The following is a 21,496-nucleotide window of genomic DNA, read 5'->3' on the forward strand; positions in this document are numbered from 1 at the left end:
AAATTAAATAGTTACGTGAGAAACTGCCTTTGGGTCTCGCCATCTCGCGACGGCGGGTCCGGCTAGCTCAGACGGCAGTGCCAGTGATAACGCCCCGGCAACAGCCAGAACTCGGGCCGCACGCTCTGGCTCCAGGAGTCGTCGCCTCCCACCCCCATGTGGAAGCCATCGAGGCACAGGTGCGTGCCCCCCAGGGCCACCAGATCGGTCTGGTGACGGGCTTCGGCCAGTTGCTGCTGACTGTAGCGGCTGACGCTGAAGTGGAAGCGCCCCTCCACCGCCAGATCCCCCAGTTGCAGTGCGCGGGTATCGCAGCGCAGGCCGTTGTCGGTGGGGAAGACATAAGGGGTGTGCAACGCCTCGATGGGCAATTGCCAGCGACCGAGATCGGCGGCGAGCCGGCGATCCGGGTAATTCTCGTGGGGGCCAAGCCCCAGCCAGCTCACCGGGGCACCTTCGGCCGGTTCATCGGCCAGCCAGAGCCGGGCACCGATGCGCGGCAGGGAGGGCATGTCGGCGGCCACCTCCACCTCGATGGCGAGGTGCATGGCGCCCTCCCCGTCCATCCTGTGATGCCAGCGGGTCAGGATCTTCGGCTCGTCACCCACGAAGTAGCCGTGGTGCGCCGTGATGAGACCCTGCTCCGGACTCGCCTCCAGGCCGAGACAGCGGTGCTGCAGATCATTGAGTCCGGCCTCCTGCCAGCGGGCAATCCAGGCGTTGGGATCGGCATGATCCGCCTCGCTGGTGCCGATATCGTTGTCGAGCGGCGCCCGATAGAAATGATCGGCGATGGCGTCGCGCAGCCGCTCGCGGCCCTGCTTCTGCCAGCTGACGATGCGACCACTGGCCTTGTCGAGCTGCCACAGGGAATCTGCGGCGCCAAGCACCCAGTGATCGCGCTGCTCGGTCAGGCTGACCGCCGGGCAGGCCGACGGCAGCGCCAGGGGCGCAGGCAACAGGCATTGCTGGCGAGCCACCTCGTGACCCGCTCCGGCCCAGGCCGTGGCGGTGGGCTGCACGATGGCGAGATCCAGCCAGGCAAGCGCCCCCGGCGCAAAGGCCGGCAATTGCTCCAGCAGGGTCAGCGTCACGCTCTCCCGGGGGGCCAGCTCGAGCGGGTATTCACCCTGGCTCACCACCACGCCGTCTTCACACAGACGCCACTGCAGGCGTTCGTTGTCCGTCTCGCGGAACAGGTATTCGCTGCGGATCTCCACCGTCAGCGGCTGGCGACCCTGCAGGGTAAGAACAAAGGGCTGCTGGGCACGCCGGGCTTCAAACAGGGAGGGATGGGGGGTGCGATCGGGGAACAGCAGGCCGTTGCAGCAGAACTGGCGATCGTTGGGAGTGTCGCCGAAGTCGCCACCATAGGCCCAGAAATGGCGGCCATCGTCGGTCTGCTTGTCCAGCCCCTGATCGACCCAATCCCAGACAAACCCACCCTGCAGCCGCGGATGATCGCGAAATGCCTGCCAGTAATGGGCATAGCCCCCCAGGCTGTTGCCCATGGCGTGGGCGTATTCGCACAGGATCAGCGGCCGGGTCTCTTCCGGCAGGCCGATCCACTTGGCCAGCGCCCACTTGGGCACCGCCGGGAAGGGTTGATCCTGATGGGTACGGGCATACATGGGGCAGATGATGTCGGTGGCCGGGGTGTCGGCCCCGCCCCCTTCGTACTGCACCGGACGGCAGGGATCCGCCCCCTTCACCCAGCGATACATGGCGTCGTGGGCCGGGCCATAACCGGATTCGTTCCCCAGGGACCAGATGATGATGCAGGGGTGGTTGAAGTCCCGGGCCACCATGCGGGTAACACGCTCCAGGAAGGCGTTGCTCCAGGCGGGATCCCGCGCCAGCCGCCCCATGGGGGTCATGCCGTGGGTCTCCAGGTTCGCCTCGTCCACCACATAGAGGCCGAGCCGGTCGCACAGGCGATAGAGCTCGGGGTGATTGGGATAGTGGGAGCAGCGCACCGCGTTGAAGTTGTGCCGCTTCATCAGCAGCAGATCCTGCTCCATGTCGGCCGGGGTCACCACGTGACCCGTGGCGGGATGGTGTTCATGGCGATTGGCACCACGAATCAGCAGGGGTTGGCCGTTGACCCGCAGCAGGCCGCCACGGATCTCCACCGCCCGAAAGCCCACGTCATGGGCCTCGCTCTCGAGGACGCTTCCTTGCTCGTCCAGCAGGGTCAGGGTCAGGCGATAGAGGTGCGGGGTCTCGGCGCTCCACTTGTGTGGCGCCGTTACCATCAGCCACAGCTCGGCGCGATCGTCATACACCCCTTTCTCGTCGATGGCCTGGGTGCCGATCCGCTGGCGCAGGGTCGCGACCCGCTCGTCGCCATCATAGAGGTTGGCCTCCACCGACAGACCGGCTCCGTTGGCCGCCTGCAATTCAACCTTGAGGCGGGCATCCCGGTAGCAGGCGTCGAGCTCGGGCGTCACCCGGATATCCATCAGATGACGGGTCGGTTTGTGCAGCAGGCTGACGGAGCGGAAGATGCCGCTCATGCGCCACATGTCCTGATCTTCCAGATAGGAGCCGTCAGACCAGCGCAGCACCAGGACGGCGAGGCGGTTGGCCCCGGCCTGGAGGAAGGGGGTCAGATCGAATTCCGCCGGCAGCCGGCTGTCCTGGGAGTAACCGACCCAGCGGCCGTTGCAGAAGAGATGAAACGCGCTGTCCACCCCGTCGAAGATGATCCGGGTCTGCCCCTCGGCCAGCCAGTCTGCAGCAACGGTGAACTCGCGGGAGTAGCAACCGGTGGGGTTCTCGGCAGGCACCCGGGGCGGGTCGCAGGGAAAGGGGTACTTGATGTTGGTGTAGATGGGCACATCCGTGACGGGCCGCGCCCCCGGATAGGCCGCAGCCAGTTGCCAGTTGCCCGGCACCTTGATGGGGCAGGCATCCGGCAGATCCTCCACCAGCCACTGCTCCGGCACCCGCTCCGGGGCCTCGAACCAGGAGAACTGCCACTCGCCGTCCAGCAGCAGGCGGGAAGGTGACAACCCCCCCATCCTGGCTTCCCCTTCACTGCGCCAACTGGACAAGGGGGTATGGGCTGGCAACCGGTTCACGGCGGTGATCCCCTGGGTCTGCCAATCCTGACGGGCCACTATCTCCCTGAGCATGCTTCACTTCTCCCTGCATTCACGCTGAAAACCACTGCAGTGTAGGAGAGTTTTGCCCGGTGATCGGCGATCCCGCTCACACAGATGTAAACGATTACACTCGTTTTGTTAAGTAAAACGGAGTAAAAATCGGATAAATCCGGGTAAATGACCCCAAGGGGGGAAAAGCGGACCTTCGGAAGGGCAAAAGATGCCCGGGAGTGTGAAACCGGGAGGCAATGGCCGAACCAGCGGAGCAAGCCATGGCAAAGACCCGACATCGTGCCCCCTCGCCCCAACCCAGTTCCGGGCACGCAGCCCGGCCTCTCGAAGGAGCGCGCAGAGGCCACGAGAGCCCCTGCCCGGCGCAGAGAAAAGCCATGGCGGGCGTCTGGCAGGTTCCGGCAGGAAGTGAGGCTCGGCAGGCCGGGGGAGAGGGGCTCGTGACAGACGAGCGGGAAGAGCTGCCGAGTTCGGCAGGCAGGGAGCGTGAGGGGACGGTTCTCACTCCTCAGACAGTCCTTTATGGTCTGCGCTAGCCATGCTCTAAGCTACCTATCGTCTGAGCTATGGGGGCGCTTTATATGCTGCAGTACGGGTTCGCCAGGTGCAGCGCTTGCGCCGACGGGGCGCAAGCGCTGCGATCAGGACCTGACGGGAGCGACCGAATGGCGGTTGATCAGGGTGGGGGTATAGATGCGGCTCTGCACCGATTCGCTCTCCCCTGCGGCGAGTTGCAGCGCCAGCTTGGCCGCCTGGGCCGCCATCAGCTCGATGGGATAGCGCATGGTGGAGAGCTTGGGTCTCAGGTATCTGGCGTAGATGATGTCATCGAAGCCCACCACAGACACCTCTTCCGGCACCTTGAGGCCGTTGTCCGCCAACACAGAGATGGCCCCTGCCGCCATGGCGTCGTTGTAAGCCACCACCGCCGTGATGGGCAACCCCTTGGCCAGCAGGTTGAGCATGGCGCGCTCGCCCCCCTCTTCATTGGGCATGCCGCTCTCCACCAGCTCGGGATCGGCGAAGACCTCCGCCTCCGCCAGGGCATCCTGATAGCCCTGGTGGCGCAACAGCGCATCCTCGATGGCGTGATCCGAGCTCAGGAAGGCGATATGGCGGTGGCCGAGATCCAGCAGATGACGGGTGGCGGTCGCCGCACCCTGGCGGTTGTTGAGAGCGATGCAGCGCCCCCTCAGACTCGGAATGTCGCGGTTGATCAGCACCATGCCGGGGGCGCGCAGGGCGTAGTCGACCAGCTCCTCGTCGCCGAGCGCCTTGCTGTGCACCACCAGTGCCTCGCAGCGTTTACCGATGAGCAGCTCGATGGCCTCCCGCTCCTGCTGGGCGCGGTGAAAACCATTACCCATCAACAGATGCAAGCCCTGCTCCACCGCCACCGCCGCGACCCCTTTTACCAGGGCGCCGAAGAAAGGATCCGCCACGTCGCCCACCACCACTCCCATGGTGTCACAGGTCTGGCTGACCAGGGCCCGCGCGTTGGCGTTGGGGGTATAGCCCAGCTCGGCCATGGCCTTCAGCACCACCTCGCGGGAGGCGGCACTGGCCTTGGGTGAGTTGTTCATCACCCGTGAAACCGTTGCCACTGACACATTGGCCAAACGGGCGACATCCTTGATGGTGCTCATGCTGTTTTCACTTATTTCACGCTGCAACTGGCCGCATTATACCGTTCAATGTCACTGATAACAGGGGGAAAAATCAGAACTTGCCACATTGGTCGATGAAAACAAGTGTAATCGTTTACACATATTTGTTAAGCAGCTCACAGTTTGCCCGTCAGCCCCTCGGCTAGACTCCTGCTCAGGCTTTCCTGATGCGAGGAGTTGAGGGTGGAACAACGGATGAAAGTACTGGTCACCGGCGGTTGCGGCTACATCGGCAGCCACACCTGTCTGGCCTTGCAGGCCGCAGGCATGGAGCCCGTGGTGGTGGACAACCTCTGCAACAGCAAGGCGGGCGTCCTGACCCGTGTCGCCGCCATCAGCGGGCGCGAGCCCCGCTTCTACGAAGGGGACATCCGTGACCCGGCCCTGCTGGATCGCATCTTCAGGGAGCAGCACATCGACGCCGTGATCCACTTCGCCGCCCTCAAGGCGGTCGGCGAGTCGACCCGCATCCCGCTGGACTACTACGAGCACAACCTGAGCGGCACCCTGGTATTGCTGCAGGCGATGAAACGGGCCGGGGTACGCAATCTGGTGTTCAGCTCGTCGGCCACCGTCTACGGCGATCCCGCCAGCACCCCGATCCGGGAGGATTTCCCCCGCAGCGCCACCAACCCATACGGCCGATCCAAGCTGATCATCGAGGAGATCCTCGAGGATCTGCAGCGGGCCGAGCCCCACTGGAGCATGACCCTGCTGCGCTATTTCAATCCCGTCGGCGCCCACGAGTCCGGCACCCTGGGGGAGGATCCCCAGGGCATCCCCAACAATCTGATGCCGTTTTTGACCCAGGTCGCCATCGGCCGACGCGACTGCCTCTCGGTCTTTGGTAACGATTACCCAACCGTCGACGGCACCGGGGTACGCGACTACATCCACGTGATGGATCTCGCCGAAGGGCACGTCAAGGCTCTGGAACACTGCGCCGGACGGGGCGGTGTCCACGCCTACAACCTGGGCACGGGCCAGGGCCAGAGCGTGTTGCAGATGGTCGCGGCGTTCGAGGCTGCCTGCGGTCGGCCCCTTCCCTACCGGATCGAGCCACGGCGCCCCGGCGACATCGCCGAGTGCTGGGCCGATCCCGCCAAGGCCGCTCGGGAACTGGACTGGCACGCCAGCCGGGATCTCGCCGCCATGTGCGCCGACAGCTGGCGCTGGCAGTCAGCCAACCCCAATGGTTACGAGGCGTAGGCCCTGGCCTGCGCCTTCGGATGTATTCAACTCACACACTGGAGTGATGATGTTCAACCCCGTTGATCACCCCCACCGCCGCTTCAACCCGCTCACCGGCCAGTACGTGCTGGTCTCCCCTCACAGGGCCAAGCGCCCCTGGCAAGGCCAGGTCGAGAAGGTGAGCCTGGCGCCGAGCCAGGCCCATGTTCCCGACTGCTTCCTCTGTGCGGGCAACACCCGGGTGACCGGCGATATCAACCCCGACTATCAGGGCACCTTCGTCTTTACCAACGACTTCGCCGCCCTGATGCAGGACACCCCGGCCGCCGACGCGGCGCCGGATCCCCTGCTGAAGCTGGAAGCCGCCCGGGGCACCAGCCGGGTCATCTGCTTCTCGCCGGATCACGGCAAGACCCTGCCCGAGCTGCCCCTGCCCGCCATCGAAGGGGTGATCACCACCTGGATGGACCAGGTGGCCGAGCTCTCTGACCAGTGGGAATGGGTGCAAGTCTTTGAAAACAAGGGCGCCGTCATGGGCTGCTCCAACCCGCACCCTCACGGCCAGCTCTGGGGCAGCGACTTCCTGCCCAACGAGATTGCCCGGGAAGAGGCGCACCAGCGCGCCTGGCTGGCCGAACACGGCCGCCCCCTGCTGCTGGACTATGTGGAGCGGGAGCTGGCGGATCGCTCCCGCATCGTGGTGGAGACCGCCCACTGGCTGGCGGTAGTGCCCTTCTGGGCGGCCTGGCCGTTCGAGACCCTGCTGCTGCCCAAGGCCCATGCCCCCTCCATGCTGGATCTCACCCGGGAACAGCAACAGGACCTGGCCATCGCGCTCAAGGAGCTCACCAGCCGCTACGACAACCTGTTCCAGTGCAGCTTCCCCTACTCCATGGGCTGGCACTTCGCCCCGCCCCGTTCCGACTGCCCCGAGGCGTGGCAACTGCACGCCCACTTCTATCCGCCCCTGCTGCGCTCCGCCACGGTGCGCAAATTCATGGTGGGCTTCGAGATGCTGGCCGAAACCCAGCGCGATCTCACCCCGGAACAGGCGGCGGAACGGCTGCGCGCCCTCAGTCCCATCCACTACAACGACCAGAACCAGTCCAACGAGGAGGCCCTATGACCCCGAGCCAGCGCGTCAGCGCCGTGTTTGCCGAGCAGTTTGAGCAACAACCCGACCTGCTGGTACGGGCTCCAGGCCGCGTCAACCTCATCGGCGAGCACACCGACTACAACGACGGCTTCGTGCTGCCCTGCGCCATCGACTACGAGACCTGCGTCGCCATCGGCCTGCGCGGCGACAACCTGGTCGAAGTGATCGCCGCCGACTACGACAACCAGCGCGACCGGTTCAGTCTCGATCAACCCATCGAGCACCACCCCAGCCAGCGCTGGAGCGACTATATCCGCGGCGTGGTGAAACACCTGCAGGCACGGGGCCACGCCCTGCGTGGCCTCAATCTGGTGGTCTCCGGCAACGTGCCCCAGGGTACGGGTCTCTCCTCCTCTGCTTCCCTGGAGGTGGCCATCGGCCAGGCCTTCAAGGAGGCCCAGGGGCTGGCCATCAGCCAGGCGGAAATCGCCCTCAACGGCCAGCAGGCGGAGAACCAGTTCGTCGGCTGCAACTGCGGCATCATGGATCAGATGATCTCCGCGAGCGGCAAGCAGGATCACGCCCTGCTGCTCGATTGCCGCTCCCTGGAGACCCGGCTCATCCCCATGCCCACCGATCTGGCGGTGCTCATCGTCAACTCCAACGTGCGCCGCGGCCTGGTGGACAGCGAATACAACACCCGTCGTCAGCAGTGCGAAACCGCCGCCCGTCACTACGGGGTCAAGGCCCTGCGCGACCTGGATCTGGCGACTCTGGAAGCGGGCAAGGCCGGTCTGGACGAGGCCTGCTATCGCCGTGCCCGCCACGTGGTCGGCGAGAATGCCCGCACTCTGGCGGCGGCCGATGCGCTGGCACAGGGCGATCTGGTGCGCCTCGGCGAGCTGATGGGCCAGTCCCACGCCGCCATGCGGGATGACTTCGAGATCACCGTGCCCCCCATCGACGGCCTGGTGGAGATCATCAAGGCCCGGCTCGGCAGCGAAGGCGGTGTGCGCATGACCGGCGGCGGTTTTGGTGGCTGCGTGGTCGCCCTGCTGCGCCCCGAGAAGGTGGCCGAGGTGATCGCCGTGGTGGAGGCGGAATACCCGGCACGCTTCGGCCTCAAGGCGGACTGCTACGTCTGCCGTGCCAGCGCAGGGGCAGGCAGACTGTAACGCACGCCTGACAACGGGTGACGCCCCCTGCCCGGCACTTGCGACGCCGACAGGGGGCGACGGGATCACGACGGGGAACCGCAAACCATGATGAGATTCGAGCTGGAAAACGAGGAGGGACTGCGGCTGCGCGGTCTCGCATACGGGGCCACCCTCACCTCCCTCACCCTGCCGGTGGCGGGAGAGCGGCGGGAGGTGCTGCTGGGCTGCGCCGACGAGGCCTACCTCACCCAGCAGGTATGGCTGGGGGCCGTGGCGGGGCGCTTTGCCAACCGCATCGGCGGCGCCCGCCTTGAGCGGGAAGGCCAGTGCTGGACGCTGGACGCCAACCAGGGGGCCAACTGCCTGCACGGCGGGCGCGACGGGTTCCATCGCCGCACCTGGCAGATCAAGGAGCAGGAGGCGGACAGGGTCAAGCTGGCGCTCCTCTCCCGGGCGGGGGATCAGGGCTTTCCCGGCAATCTGAGGGTGAGCCTGGAGTATCGGCTGGAGCAGTGCGATCTGGTGGTCGACTTCTGCGCCAGCACGGACGCCCCCAGTCCGGTCAGCCTCACCAGCCACGCCTACTTCAACCTGGATGGCGGTGGCGACATCCGCCAGCACACCATCAGCCTCGACGCCGACCGCTACCTGCCCACGGATGACCAGAGCCTGCCGCTGGCCATCGCCCCGGTGGAAGGCCCCTTCGATCTGCGCGCCCCCCGCCCCATCGGCCAGGCGTGGCTGGACCACCCCCAGCAGCAGTTGGCCAAGGGGTACGATCACGCATTTCTGCTCAACAACAGCGTTTTTGTGCCTGCTGATGAGCCGTTTGGTGGGTCCAGCCAGCCATGGGCCGCCCGGGTGATCTCGGGGGATGGCAAGCTGACCATGGCGGTCTACACCAATCAGCCCTCCCTGCAGTTCTACAGCGGCAACTGGCTGACCGGCACACCGGATCGTCAGGGCCGACCCTACCGGGATTACGACGGCTTCTGCCTGGAGGCCCAGCAATTGCCCGACAGCCCGAACCGGCCCGCCCTCGGCGATCCCTGGTTGCTGCCGGGGCAGCGTTATCGCCACCAGACCCGTTATCGCTTTATTCCTGCCCCCTGACAGCCCCGCTCGGGCAGACGAAGGGGCCCGGGCGCGCCGCCACGTCATGGCGGCCCCGATGGCACCGCCGAATCAGCCGGAGTGAGGCCCGCCGCAGGGCCCGTCGCTCCTCATTGCACACCAGCCAAGGAACCGCACCGTGATGGATGACAACTACCTCGCCGCCCCCGACCGCTACCAGCGCCAGCCCTACCGACCGGCGGGCCGCCACGGCCTGCGCCTGCCCGGCATCGGTCTGGGCCTTTGGCACAACTTCGGCGCCGGGAGCGATCCCGCCACCGCGAAGGCCATGGTGCATCAGGCGTTCGATCTGGGGATCACCCACTTCGATCTCGCCAACAACTACGGGCCGCCGCCGGGATCTGCCGAACTGACCTTCGGCACGCTGCTCAAGAGGAGCCTGGCTCCCTATCGGGACGAGCTCATCATCGCCAGCAAGGCGGGCTACGTGATGTGGGACGGCCCCTACGGCGATGGCGGCAGCGCCAAGTACCTCTTCGCCAGCCTGCACCAGAGCCTGCGCCGTCTGGGCCTCGACTACGTGGACATCTTCTATCACCACAGGCCGGATCCCCGCACCCCGCTCGAGGAGACCTGCCAGGCCCTGGCCCTGATGGTGCGCCAGGGTAAGGCGCTCTACATCGGCCTCTCCAACTACCCGGCCCCGCTCGCGGCCAAGGCTGCCGCCCGGCTGGCGGAGCTCGGCACCCCCTGCCTGGTCAACCAGCTCAAATACTCCCTGTTCCAACGCGATATTGAGCCCGACACCCTGCCAGCCTGCCGGGAGCACGGCATGGGGGTGGTCGCCTTCTCGCCCCTGGCGGGGGGGCTGCTGAGCGATCGCTACCTGGCGGGCATTCCCGCGGATTCCCGCGCCGCCAGTGCCAGCCCCTTCCTCACGGCGGACCAAATCACCGAGGAGAAGCTCGCCACCGTCCGCGCCCTGCATGCACTGGCCCTGCAACGGGGTCAGTCCCTGTCGCAACTCGCACTGCAATGGGTGCTGCGCGACCCCGTGGTGAGCTGCGCCCTGATCGGCGCCAGCCATCCCCAACAGATAACGAGCGCCGTCGACGCCCTGGGGCAGCCCCCTCTGGACGATGATCTTCAACAGAAAATCCTGTCCATACTGGCCTGACCGCACAAAAAGGTCATAAAGACGAGGGCATCTGGCGTGACTGCCCTGTCAGAACGTGACGGGGCAGTCATGGTTTCTGACAACATGCTTCAAGCCGCGCCCTGCATGGTCCGCCAGCGCCCTTTCCCGGCCGGAACAGGGCGCTGAAATCCCCAATATTCACTGGTTGCCCGCGCGATTTTCCGCCATCATTGGCCGCCCCGACCCGTTCGGGGTTGATTTTATCCAGACCCCATAACCAAGAGATCTGCACCATGACCGAATCCTACGCCCTGTTCGTCGCCTTTGTGCTGGGCATAGTGGAAGGCCTGACCGAGTTCCTCCCCGTCTCATCCACCGGCCACATGATCATCGTCGGCCACCTCCTCGGGTTTGAAGGACCCAAGGCCGCCACCTTCGAGGTGGTGATCCAGCTCGGCTCCATCCTGGCAGTGGTCGTCATGTTCTGGCGCCGCCTGTTCGGACTCATCGGCATTCACTTCGGTCAGAAACCGACCCCGGGCCACGCGACCCTCTCCCTGGTGCACGTCATCCTCGGCATGCTGCCCGCCGTGGTCGTCGGGCTGGCTATCCACAGCTGGATCAAGGCCAATCTGTTCGGGCCGGAAACCGTGATGTATGCCCTGGTGGCCGGTGGCATCCTGCTCATCATCGCCGAAAAGTTCCGCCCCGCCGTGACCGCGGAGACCCTGGACGACATCAGCTACAAGCAGGCCTTCGGCATCGGCCTGTTCCAGTGCCTGGCACTCTGGCCCGGTTTCTCCCGCTCCGGCGCCACCATCAGCGGCGGCATGCTGATGGGCATCAGCCGCCACGCGGCAGCGGAATTCTCCTTCATCATGGCGGTACCCATGATGATCGCGGCCAGCGGCCTGGATCTCTACAAGAGCCGCGATTTCCTCTCCATGGCGGACTTCCCCATGTTTGCGGTGGGCTTCGTCACCGCCTTCGTGGTGGCCATGGTCGCCATCAAGACCTTCCTGGCGCTGATCCGTCGTCTCGACTTCATCCCGTTCGCCATCTACCGCTTCCTGCTGGCCTTCGTCGTCTACCTGGTCTTCGTGGCCTGATGGGCTTCGCCGCCAAGCAACACAAAAGGGACCCGAGGGTCCCTTTTTTGTTGCCGTGATACCGCCTCAGTCGCGCGGCAGCCCGCGATCACCGAGCCGCCGTGAGCCCAACTCAATAGAGGTGCTGACTGATGCCGTTGAGCAGCCGTGACAGCCCCTTGGTGAACTGCACGGGGGCATCCTGCACCGTGTAGCAGAGGCAGCCGTCCGGGGTACGGGGGCTGTGGGCGTGGCTGGCGTCACGCCAGATGAAATCCCCCGCCTGATAGCGGGTGTCGCCATCCTCGATGGTGCCCGCCAGCAGCAGGGTCAGCTCATATCCCTTGTGGGTGTGCTCCGGGATCCGCCCCCCCGCCTCGATGTGGAGCAGGTTGGCCCGCGCCCCCATCTCGTCCAGGGGCAGGCTGACCTGACGGATGGCCCCGAGATGACGCCACCTGGGGGCATGATGCCGAGCCAATGCCCGCGGCAGCCGGTAACTGTGACCCGCCACCCTGAGCTCTGGCCTCGGGCTCTCGGGAAGGGCGAGCGCCGCCTCCGTCACCACCGGCTGTTGCAGTATGCCCGCCAGCATGGCATCGAATCCGGCGGGCAGCGCCTCGTCCGGCGCGTCAGGGGCGAGATGCTGGCACGCCAGCGCCTCTTCAAATTCCTTCACCCGGGCGGCGCACTCGGGGCAGAACTCGCAATGGGCGGAGACACCGACGGCCAGCGGCAGGGGCAGCTCGTCGGCGGCGAAGGCGCGCAGCATGGGTTCAGTCGGATGGGTCTTAATCATGGCCTTGCTCCACTTGTTCCTTCAGTTTCTGTAGTGCCAGCCGCAGCCGGGACTTGATGGTGCCAAGGGGCACGCCGAGCCGGTCGGCCAGCTCCTGCTGGGAGAGCTCCTGCAGGTAGATGCCGCGCACCACCTGCTGCTGCGGCTCCGGCAGCGTGGCGACATAGTGGGCCATCTGGCGGGTCAGCACCGCGTCTTCACCGCCGCTCAGGTGCTCCTCTTCGGCCCGGAACTCCAGCAACGGCCAGATCTCCTCGGCGCAGAGCTCCTCCTTGCTGGCGCGGCGGCGGCGCAGCATGTCAAAGCTCTGGTTGCGCATCACTGTGTAGATCCAGGTGGTGGCGGCGCCCTTGTCGGGGTGATAGAGCCGTGCCTTCTGCCAGACCAGCAGCATGGTCTCCTGCACCAGTTCCATGGCGTTGGCTTCGCTGCCGAGGTGGCGCAGCCCGTAGCTGCGGATGCGCGGCGCGAAGTGGTGGAACAGGGTGGCGAAGGCAGCCTTGTCGGCCCGCTCGGCCACCCGGACCAGCAAAGATGTGAGGTCGCCGTCTGGGTTGTCCATGGGGGGCGATGTCCTGCGTGGAGCCGATTGTGGTTGGCCAGTATATGCCATTGCGCCATCCCTCGCGTGTGGTGTTCACCCCCAATACGGTGAGCGAGGAAAATGGATCACCGGGAAAGGGAATTCAATGGCTCGCGACCAGCAGACCGCTCAGCAGGGAGAGGGTGGGCTGGTTGTCCTTGGCCGCCACCAGCCACTGTTTTTGTTCCACCGGGATGGGCAGCACCTCCAGCCAGCGCTGGGCGACCCAGCTCGCATCCTCCCAGTCCGGCTCCGGATAGAGGGCCGCGTACTCCGGATAGTCGTTGAACACGTCCTGCAACGCCTTGGCCAGGGAGTGCTGATCCGCCTGGAGCCTGCCGCTCTGCCAGGGGGGCAGGGGCTCCACCTCGCCGACCCGCAGACCGTCCTCTTCCTGCCAGAGATCCGTGATGCGCACCCGCTCCACCCCGAGTACCGTGATGCCGAGCAAACCATCGGGCAGCAGATCGAAATCGATGATGCGCACCCGGGTGGCGATGGGGTACATGTTGCGCAGCGCGTCGGGCTGGCGGGGGTCCAGCATGCAGAGCGCGAACTCCCGCTCCCGGGACTCGGCGATCATGCGCTGGTATCTGGGCTCGAAGATGCGCATCGGCATGATGCCGCCCGGCAGCAGGTGAGCGGAGAGTGGAAACAGTACCAGTGTCATGGGAATCATCCTCCAACGGCGTCCTCAAAGGATACGACCGCCACGGGAAGCGGGATCATTCAGATCGAATCGGTATAAATAACCCTGTCATAATCAGGGGAAAATAGCCTGGACAAGCCGTTTCGTTATGCAGTAGAAATGGATAACCACCACTTACCCAAATCAATATCCTGCAATGTGGTGGAAAATGCAGTGAAATATCCGCCACACCTACGGGTGCGGGCCGTTCCTATAGTTTTCTCGGCCCGATGCGGGTAAAATTCACGCCCTTATCCAGTCAGTCACTTTTCGACGCGCAACCTCGGTGGTCAGTTATGAAAGAGCATATTCATCATCTACTTGAACAAACGGTAGCCAATCTCAAGTCCGCAGGCGTCTTGCCGGCCGACCTGGAAGCCCGGGTGCAAGTAGACCGATGCAAGGAGAAGGCTCACGGCGACCTGGCCACCAACCTGGCCATGCTGCTGGCCAAACCGGCCCGCAAGAACCCCCGCGAGCTGGCCGCTGCCATCATCGAGCACCTGCCTGCCTCCGATCTGATCGCCAAGGTCGAGATCGCCGGCCCCGGCTTCATCAACTTCTTCTTCGACCCGAGCTGGCTGGCCGGTCAGGTGGAAGCCATGGTGACCTCCGACAACGCCAACGTGAAGCTGCCGGCGCCGCAGACCGTGGTGGTGGACTACTCCGCCCCCAACGTGGCCAAGGAGATGGCGGTGCACCACATCCGCTCCACCGTGCTCGGTGACGTGGCCGCCCGCGCCCTCGAATTCCTGGGCCACAAGGTGGTGCGTGCCAACCACATCGGCGACTGGGGCACCCAGTTCGGCATGCTGATCGCCTATCTGGAGAAGATGGCCAACGAGCACGCCTCCGACATGGAGCTCAAGGACCTGGAAGCCTTCTACACCCAGGCCAAGCGTCACTACGACGAAGACGAAGCCTTCGCCGAGCGCGCCCGCAACTACGTGGTGAAACTGCAAGGTGGCGATGAGTACTGCCGCACCATGTGGAAGAAGCTGGTCGACATGACCATGGAGCAGAACCAGCGCAACTACGACCGCCTGAACATATCCCTGTCCAACAAGGACATCATGGGCGAGTCCATGTACAACGACATGCTGCCGCAGATCGTTGCCGACCTGAAAGCCAAGGGGCTGGCGGTCGAGAGCGAAGGGGCCACCGTGGTCTTCCTGGACGAGTTCAAGAACAAGGATGGCGAGCCCATGGGCGTCATCATCCAGAAGAGCGACGGCGGTTTCCTCTACACCACCACCGACATCGCCTGCGCCAAATACCGTTACGAGAACCTGGGCGCCGACCGGGTCATGTACTTCATCGACTCCCGTCAGCACCAGCACCTGATGCAGGCCTGGACCATCACCCGCAAGGCGGGCTATGTGCCGGAGTCCGTGCCCCTCGAGCACCACGCCTTCGGCATGATGCTGGGCAAGGACGGCCGTCCCTACAAGACCCGCTCCGGCGGCACCGTCAAGCTGGTTGACCTGCTGAACGAAGCGGAAGAGCGCGCCAGCGCCCTGCTGGAGAGCCGCAACAGCGACCTCTCTGCCGAAGAGAAGGCCCAGGTGGTGCACGCCATCGCCATGGGCGCGGTCAAGTATGCGGATCTCTCCAAGAACCGCACCACCGACTACATCTTCGACTGGGATCTGATGCTCTCCTTTGAAGGCAACACGGCGCCGTACCTGCAATACGCCTACACCCGTATCCAGTCCATCTTCCGCAAGGCTGGCGTCGATGCCGATACCCTGAGCGGCAAGGTGGTCCTGAGCGAAGACGCCGAAGAGACCCTGGCCCAGAAGCTGATCCAGTTCTCCGACGCGGTCAACGGCGTGGCGGACAAGGGGATGCCGCACCTGCTCTGTACCTATCTGTATGAGCTGTCCGGCAACTTTATGACCTTCTACGAAGCCTGCCCGATCAACAAGGACGGCGTGGACGAGGCGACCCGCCAGAGCCGTCTGCTGCTGTGCGCCGCCACCGCCAAGGTGCTCAAGCTGGGCCTGGGCGTGCTGGGCATCCACACCCTGGAGCGCATGTAATAGATGGCGACCCGGGATTACGTCGGCAACAGCCCGAGACGACGGGCGGGTGGCCGTAACATCAAGAAAGCGGCCCCTCGCCGCTTTCCTGTTATCCCGGCACTGCTGGCCGGGGCCCTGGTCGTCGGTTTTGGCGCCTTCCTCTACCTCATCAACGGCAAGGGCGCCGATGCCCCCACCATCGAAGAGCAGGTGAAGGCCAACAAACCCAAGGCACAGGGCAATACCCTGCCCCAGGAGAAGTGGAGCTACATCGAGCGGCTGGAGAACAAGCAGGTTGACATCATAGAGCCGCCGCCCCAGCCGGGCGTGCTGCCGCCCCCGCCTGCCGAGACCATGACCCTGCAACCGGAGAAGCTGCCCAAGCCGGTCGCGACCGACATTCCCCAGCCGGGAACCCCCATCGGTCAGGTGAAGCCCTATCAGCCGCAACCGGTGCAACCGGCCAAGCCGGCCACCGGTGCCCCGGTCGCCAGCGCCCGGGAGCAGGTGATCGACCAGAAGGCCGAGCGTGAGCGGATGGAGCGGGAGATCCGCGCCGAACTGGAGCGGGAGCGTGCCGAGGCCGCCAGGGCCAAGGCAGCGACCCAGACTGCACAGACCGCAGCCGCCGACGGCGGCCGCTACATGATGCAGTGTGCCGCCCTGCGCTCCCAGGATTCCGCAGAATCCCTCAAGGCGCGCATCGCCTTCACCGCCGGGCTCTCCTCCAGCCTGCAGGTGGTGAACGGGGCCGGTGGCGCCGTCTACAAGGTGATGGTGGGCCCCTTCAACGGCAAGGCGGCGGCCGACGCGGCCAACCGCAAGCTGCAGGGCTCGGGCATCAGCGGCTGCATCCCCAAGAAGGGGTGATCGCTGCGTCCATGCACAGGGCCGGGTGGCAACACCCGGCCCTGTTTCTTTTGGCGCCATCCCGCGCCCACCCGATCCCTCCCCCGCGATCCGTGCTCGGCACAGGCTTGAAAAGCCGTTTTGCCATCCCCATCTTTTCCTCCATGCACAGTCAGGCCGTCATTCGGCTCAAGCGAGGTAAGTAAAGTGACTACCATAGTTTCAGTTCGCCGCAACGGTCAGGTCGTCATCGGTGGCGATGGCCAGGTTTCTCTTGGCAACACCGTCATGAAGGGCAACGCCCGCAAGGTTCATCGCCTCTACAACGGCAAGGTACTGGCTGGTTTCGCCGGCGGCACCGCCGACGCCTTCACCCTGCTCGAGCGCTTCGAAGCCAAACTGCAGGCCCATCAGGGCAATCTGGAGCGCGCCGCCGTGGCGCTGGCCAAGGACTGGCGCACCGATCGCGCACTGCGCCGCCTCGAGGCCCTGCTGGCCGTCGCCGACGAGCACAAATCCTTCATCATCACCGGCAACGGTGACGTGGTGCAGCCGGAGCACGATCTCATCGCCATCGGCAGCGGCGGCAACTTCGCCCAGTCCGCCGCCATCGCCCTGCTGGAGAACACCGAGCTCGACGCCAAGAGCATTGTCGAGAAGTCCCTCAAGATTGCGGGCGACATCTGCGTCTTCACCAACGGCAACCACACCATCGAAGTGCTGGATTATTCAGCCAAATAAGCCGGCGAAATAGGGCTGCCAAATAAGGCCGCCAGCCAAACCCCATTTTCCAAGGGGTGGGCCCTGCCCGCCCCGGATACAGGAACGCCATCATGTCCGAGATGACCCCGAGAGAAATCGTCCACGAGCTGGACAGACACATCATTGGTCAGGCCGACGCCAAGCGCGCGGTCGCCGTCGCCCTGCGCAACCGCTGGCGCCGGATGCAGCTCTCCGAGGAGATGCGCCACGAGGTGACCCCGAAGAACATCCTGATGATCGGCCCGACCGGCGTCGGCAAGACCGAGATCGCCCGTCGCCTGGCCAAGCTGGCCAACGCCCCCTTCATCAAGGTGGAAGCGACCAAGTTCACCGAAGTGGGCTATGTGGGCAAGGAAGTGGACAGCATCATCCGCGATCTGACCGATGTCGCCATCAAGCTGGTGCGCGAGACCGAGATGGAGAAGATGAAATACCGCGCCGAGGAAGCCGCCGAAGAGCGCATCCTCGACGCCCTGCTGCCCAACCCGCGCAACAGCTGGGGTGAGGAAGAGAAAGCCGACAACTCCAACACCCGCCAGATTTTCCGCAAGAAACTGCGGGAAGGTCAGCTGGATGACAAAGAGATCGAGCTGGATCTGGCCGCCTCCCCCATGGGTGTCGAAATCATGACCCCGCCGGGCATGGAAGAGATGGCCAACCAGTTGCAGGGACTGTTCCAGAACCTGGGCCAGAACCAGAAGAAGAAGCGCAAGATCAAGGTCAAGGAGGCCATGAAGGCGCTGATCGAAGAGGAAGCGGCCCGCCTGGTCAACCCGGAAGAGCTGAAGCAGAAGGCCATCGCCTCCGTCGAGAACAATGGCATCGTCTTCCTCGACGAGATCGACAAGATCTGCAAGCGCGGCGAGAGCTCGGGCCCGGACGTTTCCCGTGAAGGGGTTCAGCGCGACCTGCTGCCGCTGGTCGAGGGCTGCACCGTCAACACCAAGCACGGCATGGTCAAGACCGATCACATCCTGTTTGTCGCCTCCGGTGCCTTCCAGATCGCCAAGCCGTCCGACCTCATCCCCGAGCTGCAGGGCCGTCTGCCGATCCGGGTCGAGCTGACCGCCCTGACCACCGAAGACTTCGAGCGCATCCTGACCGAGCCGAACGCCTCCCTGACCGATCAGTACAAGGCGCTGATGGCCACCGAAGGGGTCAGCATCGAGTTCACCCAGGATGGCATCCGCCGTCTGGCCGAAGCGGCCTGGCAGGTCAACGAGCGCACCGAGAACATCGGCGCCCGTCGTCTGCACACCGTGATGGAGCGGCTGATGGAAGACATCTCCTATGACGCCTCCGAGAAGTCAGGCGAGACCTTCGTCATCAACACCGACTACGTCAACGCCCACCTCGGCAAGCTGATTGAAGACGAGGATCTGAGCCGCTTCATTCTGTAACCGGTTGATCGATAACGAGGAGCTGAGCGGTTTACTATCCTGCTCAATCCCATAGCAAGACGCCTCCCCTCTGGAGGCGTCTTCGTTTTCAGCGTTCTCCCGACTCGCAGCCGTCCCGGGCCACATCACCCTGCACGGCACGCTCCTCCCTTCCCGCCAACCAGAGCGCACTCATCAGCAACAAGGCCGTCAGGGCGAAGGTGACCCGGGTGGCAAACGCCAGCTCGTCCGCCGTCGCGAGGGCGAGATCGGGCCGCCCCGCCAGGGCGGCGAACAGGCCCCCCAGCCCCGCCGCCCCCGTCAGCTGGCCCAGGTTGCGCGACAGGGTCAGCAGCCCGGCCACGGCGCCACGGCTCGCCCCCTCCGCCTCCCCCACCACGGCGCTGTTGTTGGCGGTCTGGAACAGGGCATAACCGGCGGTGAGCAGCAGGATGGGCAGCAGGTAGCCGAGGGGCCCGAGCGCCCTGTCCAGCAAGGCCAGCAAGACGGCGGCCACCACCATGAGTCCCAGGCCGAGGCGCACCACAGGGTTCGCCCCCACCCTGTCCACCAGCCAGCCGGCGGGCATGCCGGACAGCGCCGCCAGCAGGGGGCCCATGGAGATCATCAGCCCCACCGTCCCCATGTCGAGGGCAAAGGCGCCGTGCAGGTAGAAAGGACCGATCAGCAGAGTCGCCACCATGACGCTGGCCACCAGCGCACTGGCGATGATCCCGCCTCTTCGCCTGGACGCCCCCAGCAACGCCAGGGGCAGCAGGGGGCGACGGGCGCCCGAGTCGGCACGCACGAAGAGCGCCATGGCGACGAGCGCCCCTATCCCCGGCCAGACCCCGAGCGGGCTGCCCCGGGTCAGTGCCAGCCCGTAGCAGAGCAGCGCCGTCACCAGCAGCAACAGACTGGTGAGCGGGAGGCCTCCCTCGGCAGAGCCCGCCTCATCCCGGGGCAGATCCCGCCAGGCACACCCCAGCGCAAGCAACGTCAGGGGGAGCAGCAGCAGGAAGGGAGCCTGCCAGCCAAATCCGCCGATCAACAGGCCGCCAAAGGAGGGGCCGAGCGCCGTGCCGCAGGCCGACAGGGTGCCGAGCAATCCCATGCTCCAGCCCCGTCGGGCTGGCGGCACCAGCTCTCCTGCCATGGCCAGCGAGAGCACCAGCATGCAGGCCGCACCCGCCCCTTGCAGGGTGCGAGCGGCAATGAGCCAGCCAATGGAAGGGGCCAGGGCGCACAGCAGGGAAGCCAGCGCAAAGACCCCGGTCCCCCAGAGCAGCACGCGACGCCGCCCCAGACGATCGCCGAGCCGGCCCGCCACCACCGTCAGACTGGTGATCCCAAGCAGGTAGGCCACCAGCACCCATTGCAGGCTGGCGAAGGGCACGCCGAAGTCCTGCCCCAGGGCAGGCAGCACCAGGTTGGCCATGCTGCCCGCCAGCATGGGCAGCAGGGTGGCGAGCCCGAGCCCCGCGAGACCAAGACGGCGCGTCACGGGAGGGGAAACAAGAAGTGGTGTGGACATGGCAGTCTCTCCGGCAAGTGATGATGCACTCAGGCTAGCGGGGGAGATGACAAGGCGGAAGACGCACGGATTGCAGCTTATAGTTGCATCAGACGCCATATGAAGAGACGGCAACTCGCGTATCATGAAGGGGTCGGCCCGTCAGGCGCCGCCTGCGAGGAGACGACCATGACCCCGGATTTCAACCTGCTGATCACCCTGGATGCCCTGCTGGAAGAGGGCAGTGTGGCGGGCGCCGCCAGACGGCTAGGCCTGAGTGCTTCCGCCATGAGCCGGGCCCTGGCAAGGCTGCGGGAGACCACGGGGGATCCGCTGCTGGTGCGGGCGGGACGCGGCCTGATCCCCACCCCCCGGGCGCAGATCCTGCGGGATGAGGTCGCCCGCCTTGTTCAGGAGACCCGGGCCGTGCTGCGCCCCCAGCAGGAAGTAGATCCGGCGAGCCTGGAGCGCACCTTCCGCCTGCGATCCAGCGACGGCTTCGTGGAGGCGGTGGGCCCCGCCCTGCTGGCGCGCCTCGCCGTCGAGGCCCCCGGGGTGCGCCTGCACTTTCTGGCCAAACCCGACAAGGAGAGCGGCCCCCTGCGCCGTGGCGAGCTGGACTTCGAGACCGGGGTCATCGGCACCACCACGGCCCCTGAGCTGCGCACCCAAGCCCTGTTCCAGGACCACTTCGTCGCCGTGGTGCACCCGGACCACCCCCTCTGCGACGGCACCCTGACCGTGGCGCGCTATGCCGCCGCGCGCCACGTGCTGGTCTCCCGCCGGGGCCAGCCTCACAGCCCCATCGACGAGATCCTCGCAGGCCAGGGGAAGAGACGCACCATCACCACCCTGGTTCCCGGGTTTGCGACGGCGCTGGCCCTGGTCAGGGAGAGCAATCTGGTGGCGACGGTGCCGCACCTGCACTGCGCCAGCCTGCTCGGCGATCTGGTCACCCTGCCCCTGCCCTTCGCTCTGCCAGGGATCCGGGTCGCCCTGCTCTGGCACCCCAGTCAGGATGCCGATCCGGGCCACCGCTGGCTGCGCGCCCTGATACGGGACACCTGTGCCCGGCCCCCCTATCACACCGGGGCCACCGACACCCCCTGATCCGGGTCAGGCAGCTCCCGGCTCCATCACCAGCCTCTTGTGGCCCGGGCACCCGCACCCGGGGCCTGAAGCGCCTGTCACCACCCCGTCACACCGACATGCCTGTGGCTTGGGCACAAGTGGTGGATCCTTCCCCCTGCCGGACGGGGATCACGGCCCCTCAGAGCGGGGCAGATCACATTGCGGGCAAAAAGATCCTGTCGCCCGCTTCCGCATTTTTTATACGGACGTATAATTGCGTACAAAATGCATACACCAG

Annotated in this window: 17 protein-coding genes; 11 read left to right on the top strand and 6 right to left on the bottom strand. The window is 65.5% G+C overall.

What is annotated here, in order from left to right:
* Positions 1-62: 62 nt before the first annotated feature.
* Together H7R73_RS21605 and H7R73_RS21610 are read right to left on the bottom strand one after the other, a co-directional pair.
* The gene (locus H7R73_RS21605; RefSeq protein ID WP_103260934.1) at positions 63-3,137 is read right to left on the bottom strand and encodes a beta-galactosidase; all 3,075 of its coding nucleotides are present in this window, start codon (positions 3,135-3,137) and stop codon (positions 63-65) included.
* Positions 3,138-3,760: 623 nt separating this feature from the next.
* Entirely contained in the window at positions 3,761-4,765 is a 1,005-nt protein-coding gene (locus H7R73_RS21610; protein ID WP_010676018.1) for a substrate-binding domain-containing protein, read from the bottom strand.
* Positions 4,766-4,981: 216 nt separating this feature from the next.
* On the opposite strand from H7R73_RS21610, the gene galE reads away from it, so the two are divergent.
* The 6 genes from galE to bacA all read left to right on the top strand — a co-directional run bounded on the left by galE (position 4,982) and on the right by bacA (position 11,551).
* Positions 4,982-5,995, top strand: a complete 1,014-nt coding sequence (galE, locus tag H7R73_RS21615; RefSeq protein ID WP_103260935.1) for a UDP-glucose 4-epimerase GalE — start codon at positions 4,982-4,984, stop codon at positions 5,993-5,995.
* A 49-nt stretch (positions 5,996-6,044) separates the two neighbouring features.
* Positions 6,045-7,103, top strand: coding sequence for a UDP-glucose--hexose-1-phosphate uridylyltransferase (locus tag H7R73_RS21620; RefSeq protein ID WP_103260936.1), 1,059 nt, complete (start codon positions 6,045-6,047; stop codon positions 7,101-7,103).
* Entirely contained in the window at positions 7,100-8,248 is a 1,149-nt protein-coding gene (gene galK, locus H7R73_RS21625) for a galactokinase (RefSeq protein ID WP_043153961.1), read from the top strand. Before H7R73_RS21620 ends, galK begins: the two co-directional genes overlap by 4 nt.
* A gap of 27 nt (positions 8,249-8,275) precedes the next feature.
* On the top strand, positions 8,276-9,343 hold the full coding sequence (locus tag H7R73_RS21630) for a galactose-1-epimerase (protein ID WP_442859282.1): 1,068 nt from the start codon (positions 8,276-8,278) through the stop codon (positions 9,341-9,343).
* Positions 9,344-9,485: 142 nt separating this feature from the next.
* The gene (locus H7R73_RS21635) at positions 9,486-10,481 is read left to right on the top strand and encodes an aldo/keto reductase (RefSeq protein ID WP_010676023.1); all 996 of its coding nucleotides are present in this window, start codon (positions 9,486-9,488) and stop codon (positions 10,479-10,481) included.
* 254 nt (positions 10,482-10,735) lie between these two features.
* Positions 10,736-11,551: an undecaprenyl-diphosphate phosphatase gene (gene bacA / locus H7R73_RS21640; protein WP_010676024.1), complete on the top strand. Its 816-nt coding sequence runs from the start codon at positions 10,736-10,738 to the stop codon at positions 11,549-11,551.
* A gap of 112 nt (positions 11,552-11,663) precedes the next feature.
* On the opposite strand, the gene H7R73_RS21645 is transcribed toward bacA, so the two are convergent.
* The 3 genes from H7R73_RS21645 to H7R73_RS21655 all read right to left on the bottom strand — a co-directional run bounded on the left by H7R73_RS21645 (position 11,664) and on the right by H7R73_RS21655 (position 13,582).
* Positions 11,664-12,329: a ChrR family anti-sigma-E factor gene (locus tag H7R73_RS21645; protein ID WP_103260938.1), complete on the bottom strand. Its 666-nt coding sequence runs from the start codon at positions 12,327-12,329 to the stop codon at positions 11,664-11,666.
* Positions 12,322-12,891 (bottom strand): sigma-70 family RNA polymerase sigma factor, encoded by a 570-nt coding sequence (locus tag H7R73_RS21650; protein ID WP_010676026.1) that lies wholly within the window; start codon positions 12,889-12,891, stop codon positions 12,322-12,324. The genes H7R73_RS21645 and H7R73_RS21650 overlap by 8 nt, the downstream gene beginning before the upstream one ends.
* A gap of 124 nt (positions 12,892-13,015) precedes the next feature.
* The gene (locus H7R73_RS21655) at positions 13,016-13,582 is read right to left on the bottom strand and encodes an LON peptidase substrate-binding domain-containing protein (RefSeq protein WP_103260940.1); all 567 of its coding nucleotides are present in this window, start codon (positions 13,580-13,582) and stop codon (positions 13,016-13,018) included.
* 314 nt (positions 13,583-13,896) lie between these two features.
* Here H7R73_RS21655 and argS point away from each other — a divergent pair, with 314 nt between their 5' ends.
* The 4 genes from argS to hslU all read left to right on the top strand — a co-directional run bounded on the left by argS (position 13,897) and on the right by hslU (position 18,635).
* On the top strand, positions 13,897-15,642 hold the full coding sequence (argS, locus tag H7R73_RS21660; RefSeq protein ID WP_010676028.1) for an arginine--tRNA ligase: 1,746 nt from the start codon (positions 13,897-13,899) through the stop codon (positions 15,640-15,642).
* Between the two features lie 3 nt (positions 15,643-15,645).
* Positions 15,646-16,494: an SPOR domain-containing protein gene (locus H7R73_RS21665; protein WP_069784953.1), complete on the top strand. Its 849-nt coding sequence runs from the start codon at positions 15,646-15,648 to the stop codon at positions 16,492-16,494.
* A gap of 186 nt (positions 16,495-16,680) precedes the next feature.
* Positions 16,681-17,214 carry an ATP-dependent protease subunit HslV gene (gene hslV / locus H7R73_RS21670; RefSeq protein WP_005306539.1) on the top strand — a complete coding sequence of 178 codons (534 nt, stop codon included), beginning with the start codon at positions 16,681-16,683 and terminating at the stop codon, positions 17,212-17,214.
* 92 nt (positions 17,215-17,306) lie between these two features.
* On the top strand, positions 17,307-18,635 hold the full coding sequence (gene hslU / locus H7R73_RS21675; protein WP_103260941.1) for an HslU--HslV peptidase ATPase subunit: 1,329 nt from the start codon (positions 17,307-17,309) through the stop codon (positions 18,633-18,635).
* An 88-nt stretch (positions 18,636-18,723) separates the two neighbouring features.
* Here hslU and H7R73_RS21680 read toward each other — a convergent pair whose 3' ends face one another.
* Entirely contained in the window at positions 18,724-20,148 is a 1,425-nt protein-coding gene (locus H7R73_RS21680; protein ID WP_103260942.1) for an MFS transporter, read from the bottom strand.
* 168 nt (positions 20,149-20,316) lie between these two features.
* On the opposite strand from H7R73_RS21680, the gene H7R73_RS21685 reads away from it, so the two are divergent.
* Positions 20,317-21,237: a LysR family transcriptional regulator gene (locus H7R73_RS21685; protein WP_103260943.1), complete on the top strand. Its 921-nt coding sequence runs from the start codon at positions 20,317-20,319 to the stop codon at positions 21,235-21,237.
* Positions 21,238-21,496: the final 259 nt, after the last annotated feature.

The sequence above is a fragment of the Aeromonas sp. WP2-W18-CRE-05 genome (assembly GCF_014168615.1).
Lineage (GTDB): Bacteria > Pseudomonadota > Gammaproteobacteria > Enterobacterales > Aeromonadaceae > Aeromonas > Aeromonas caviae.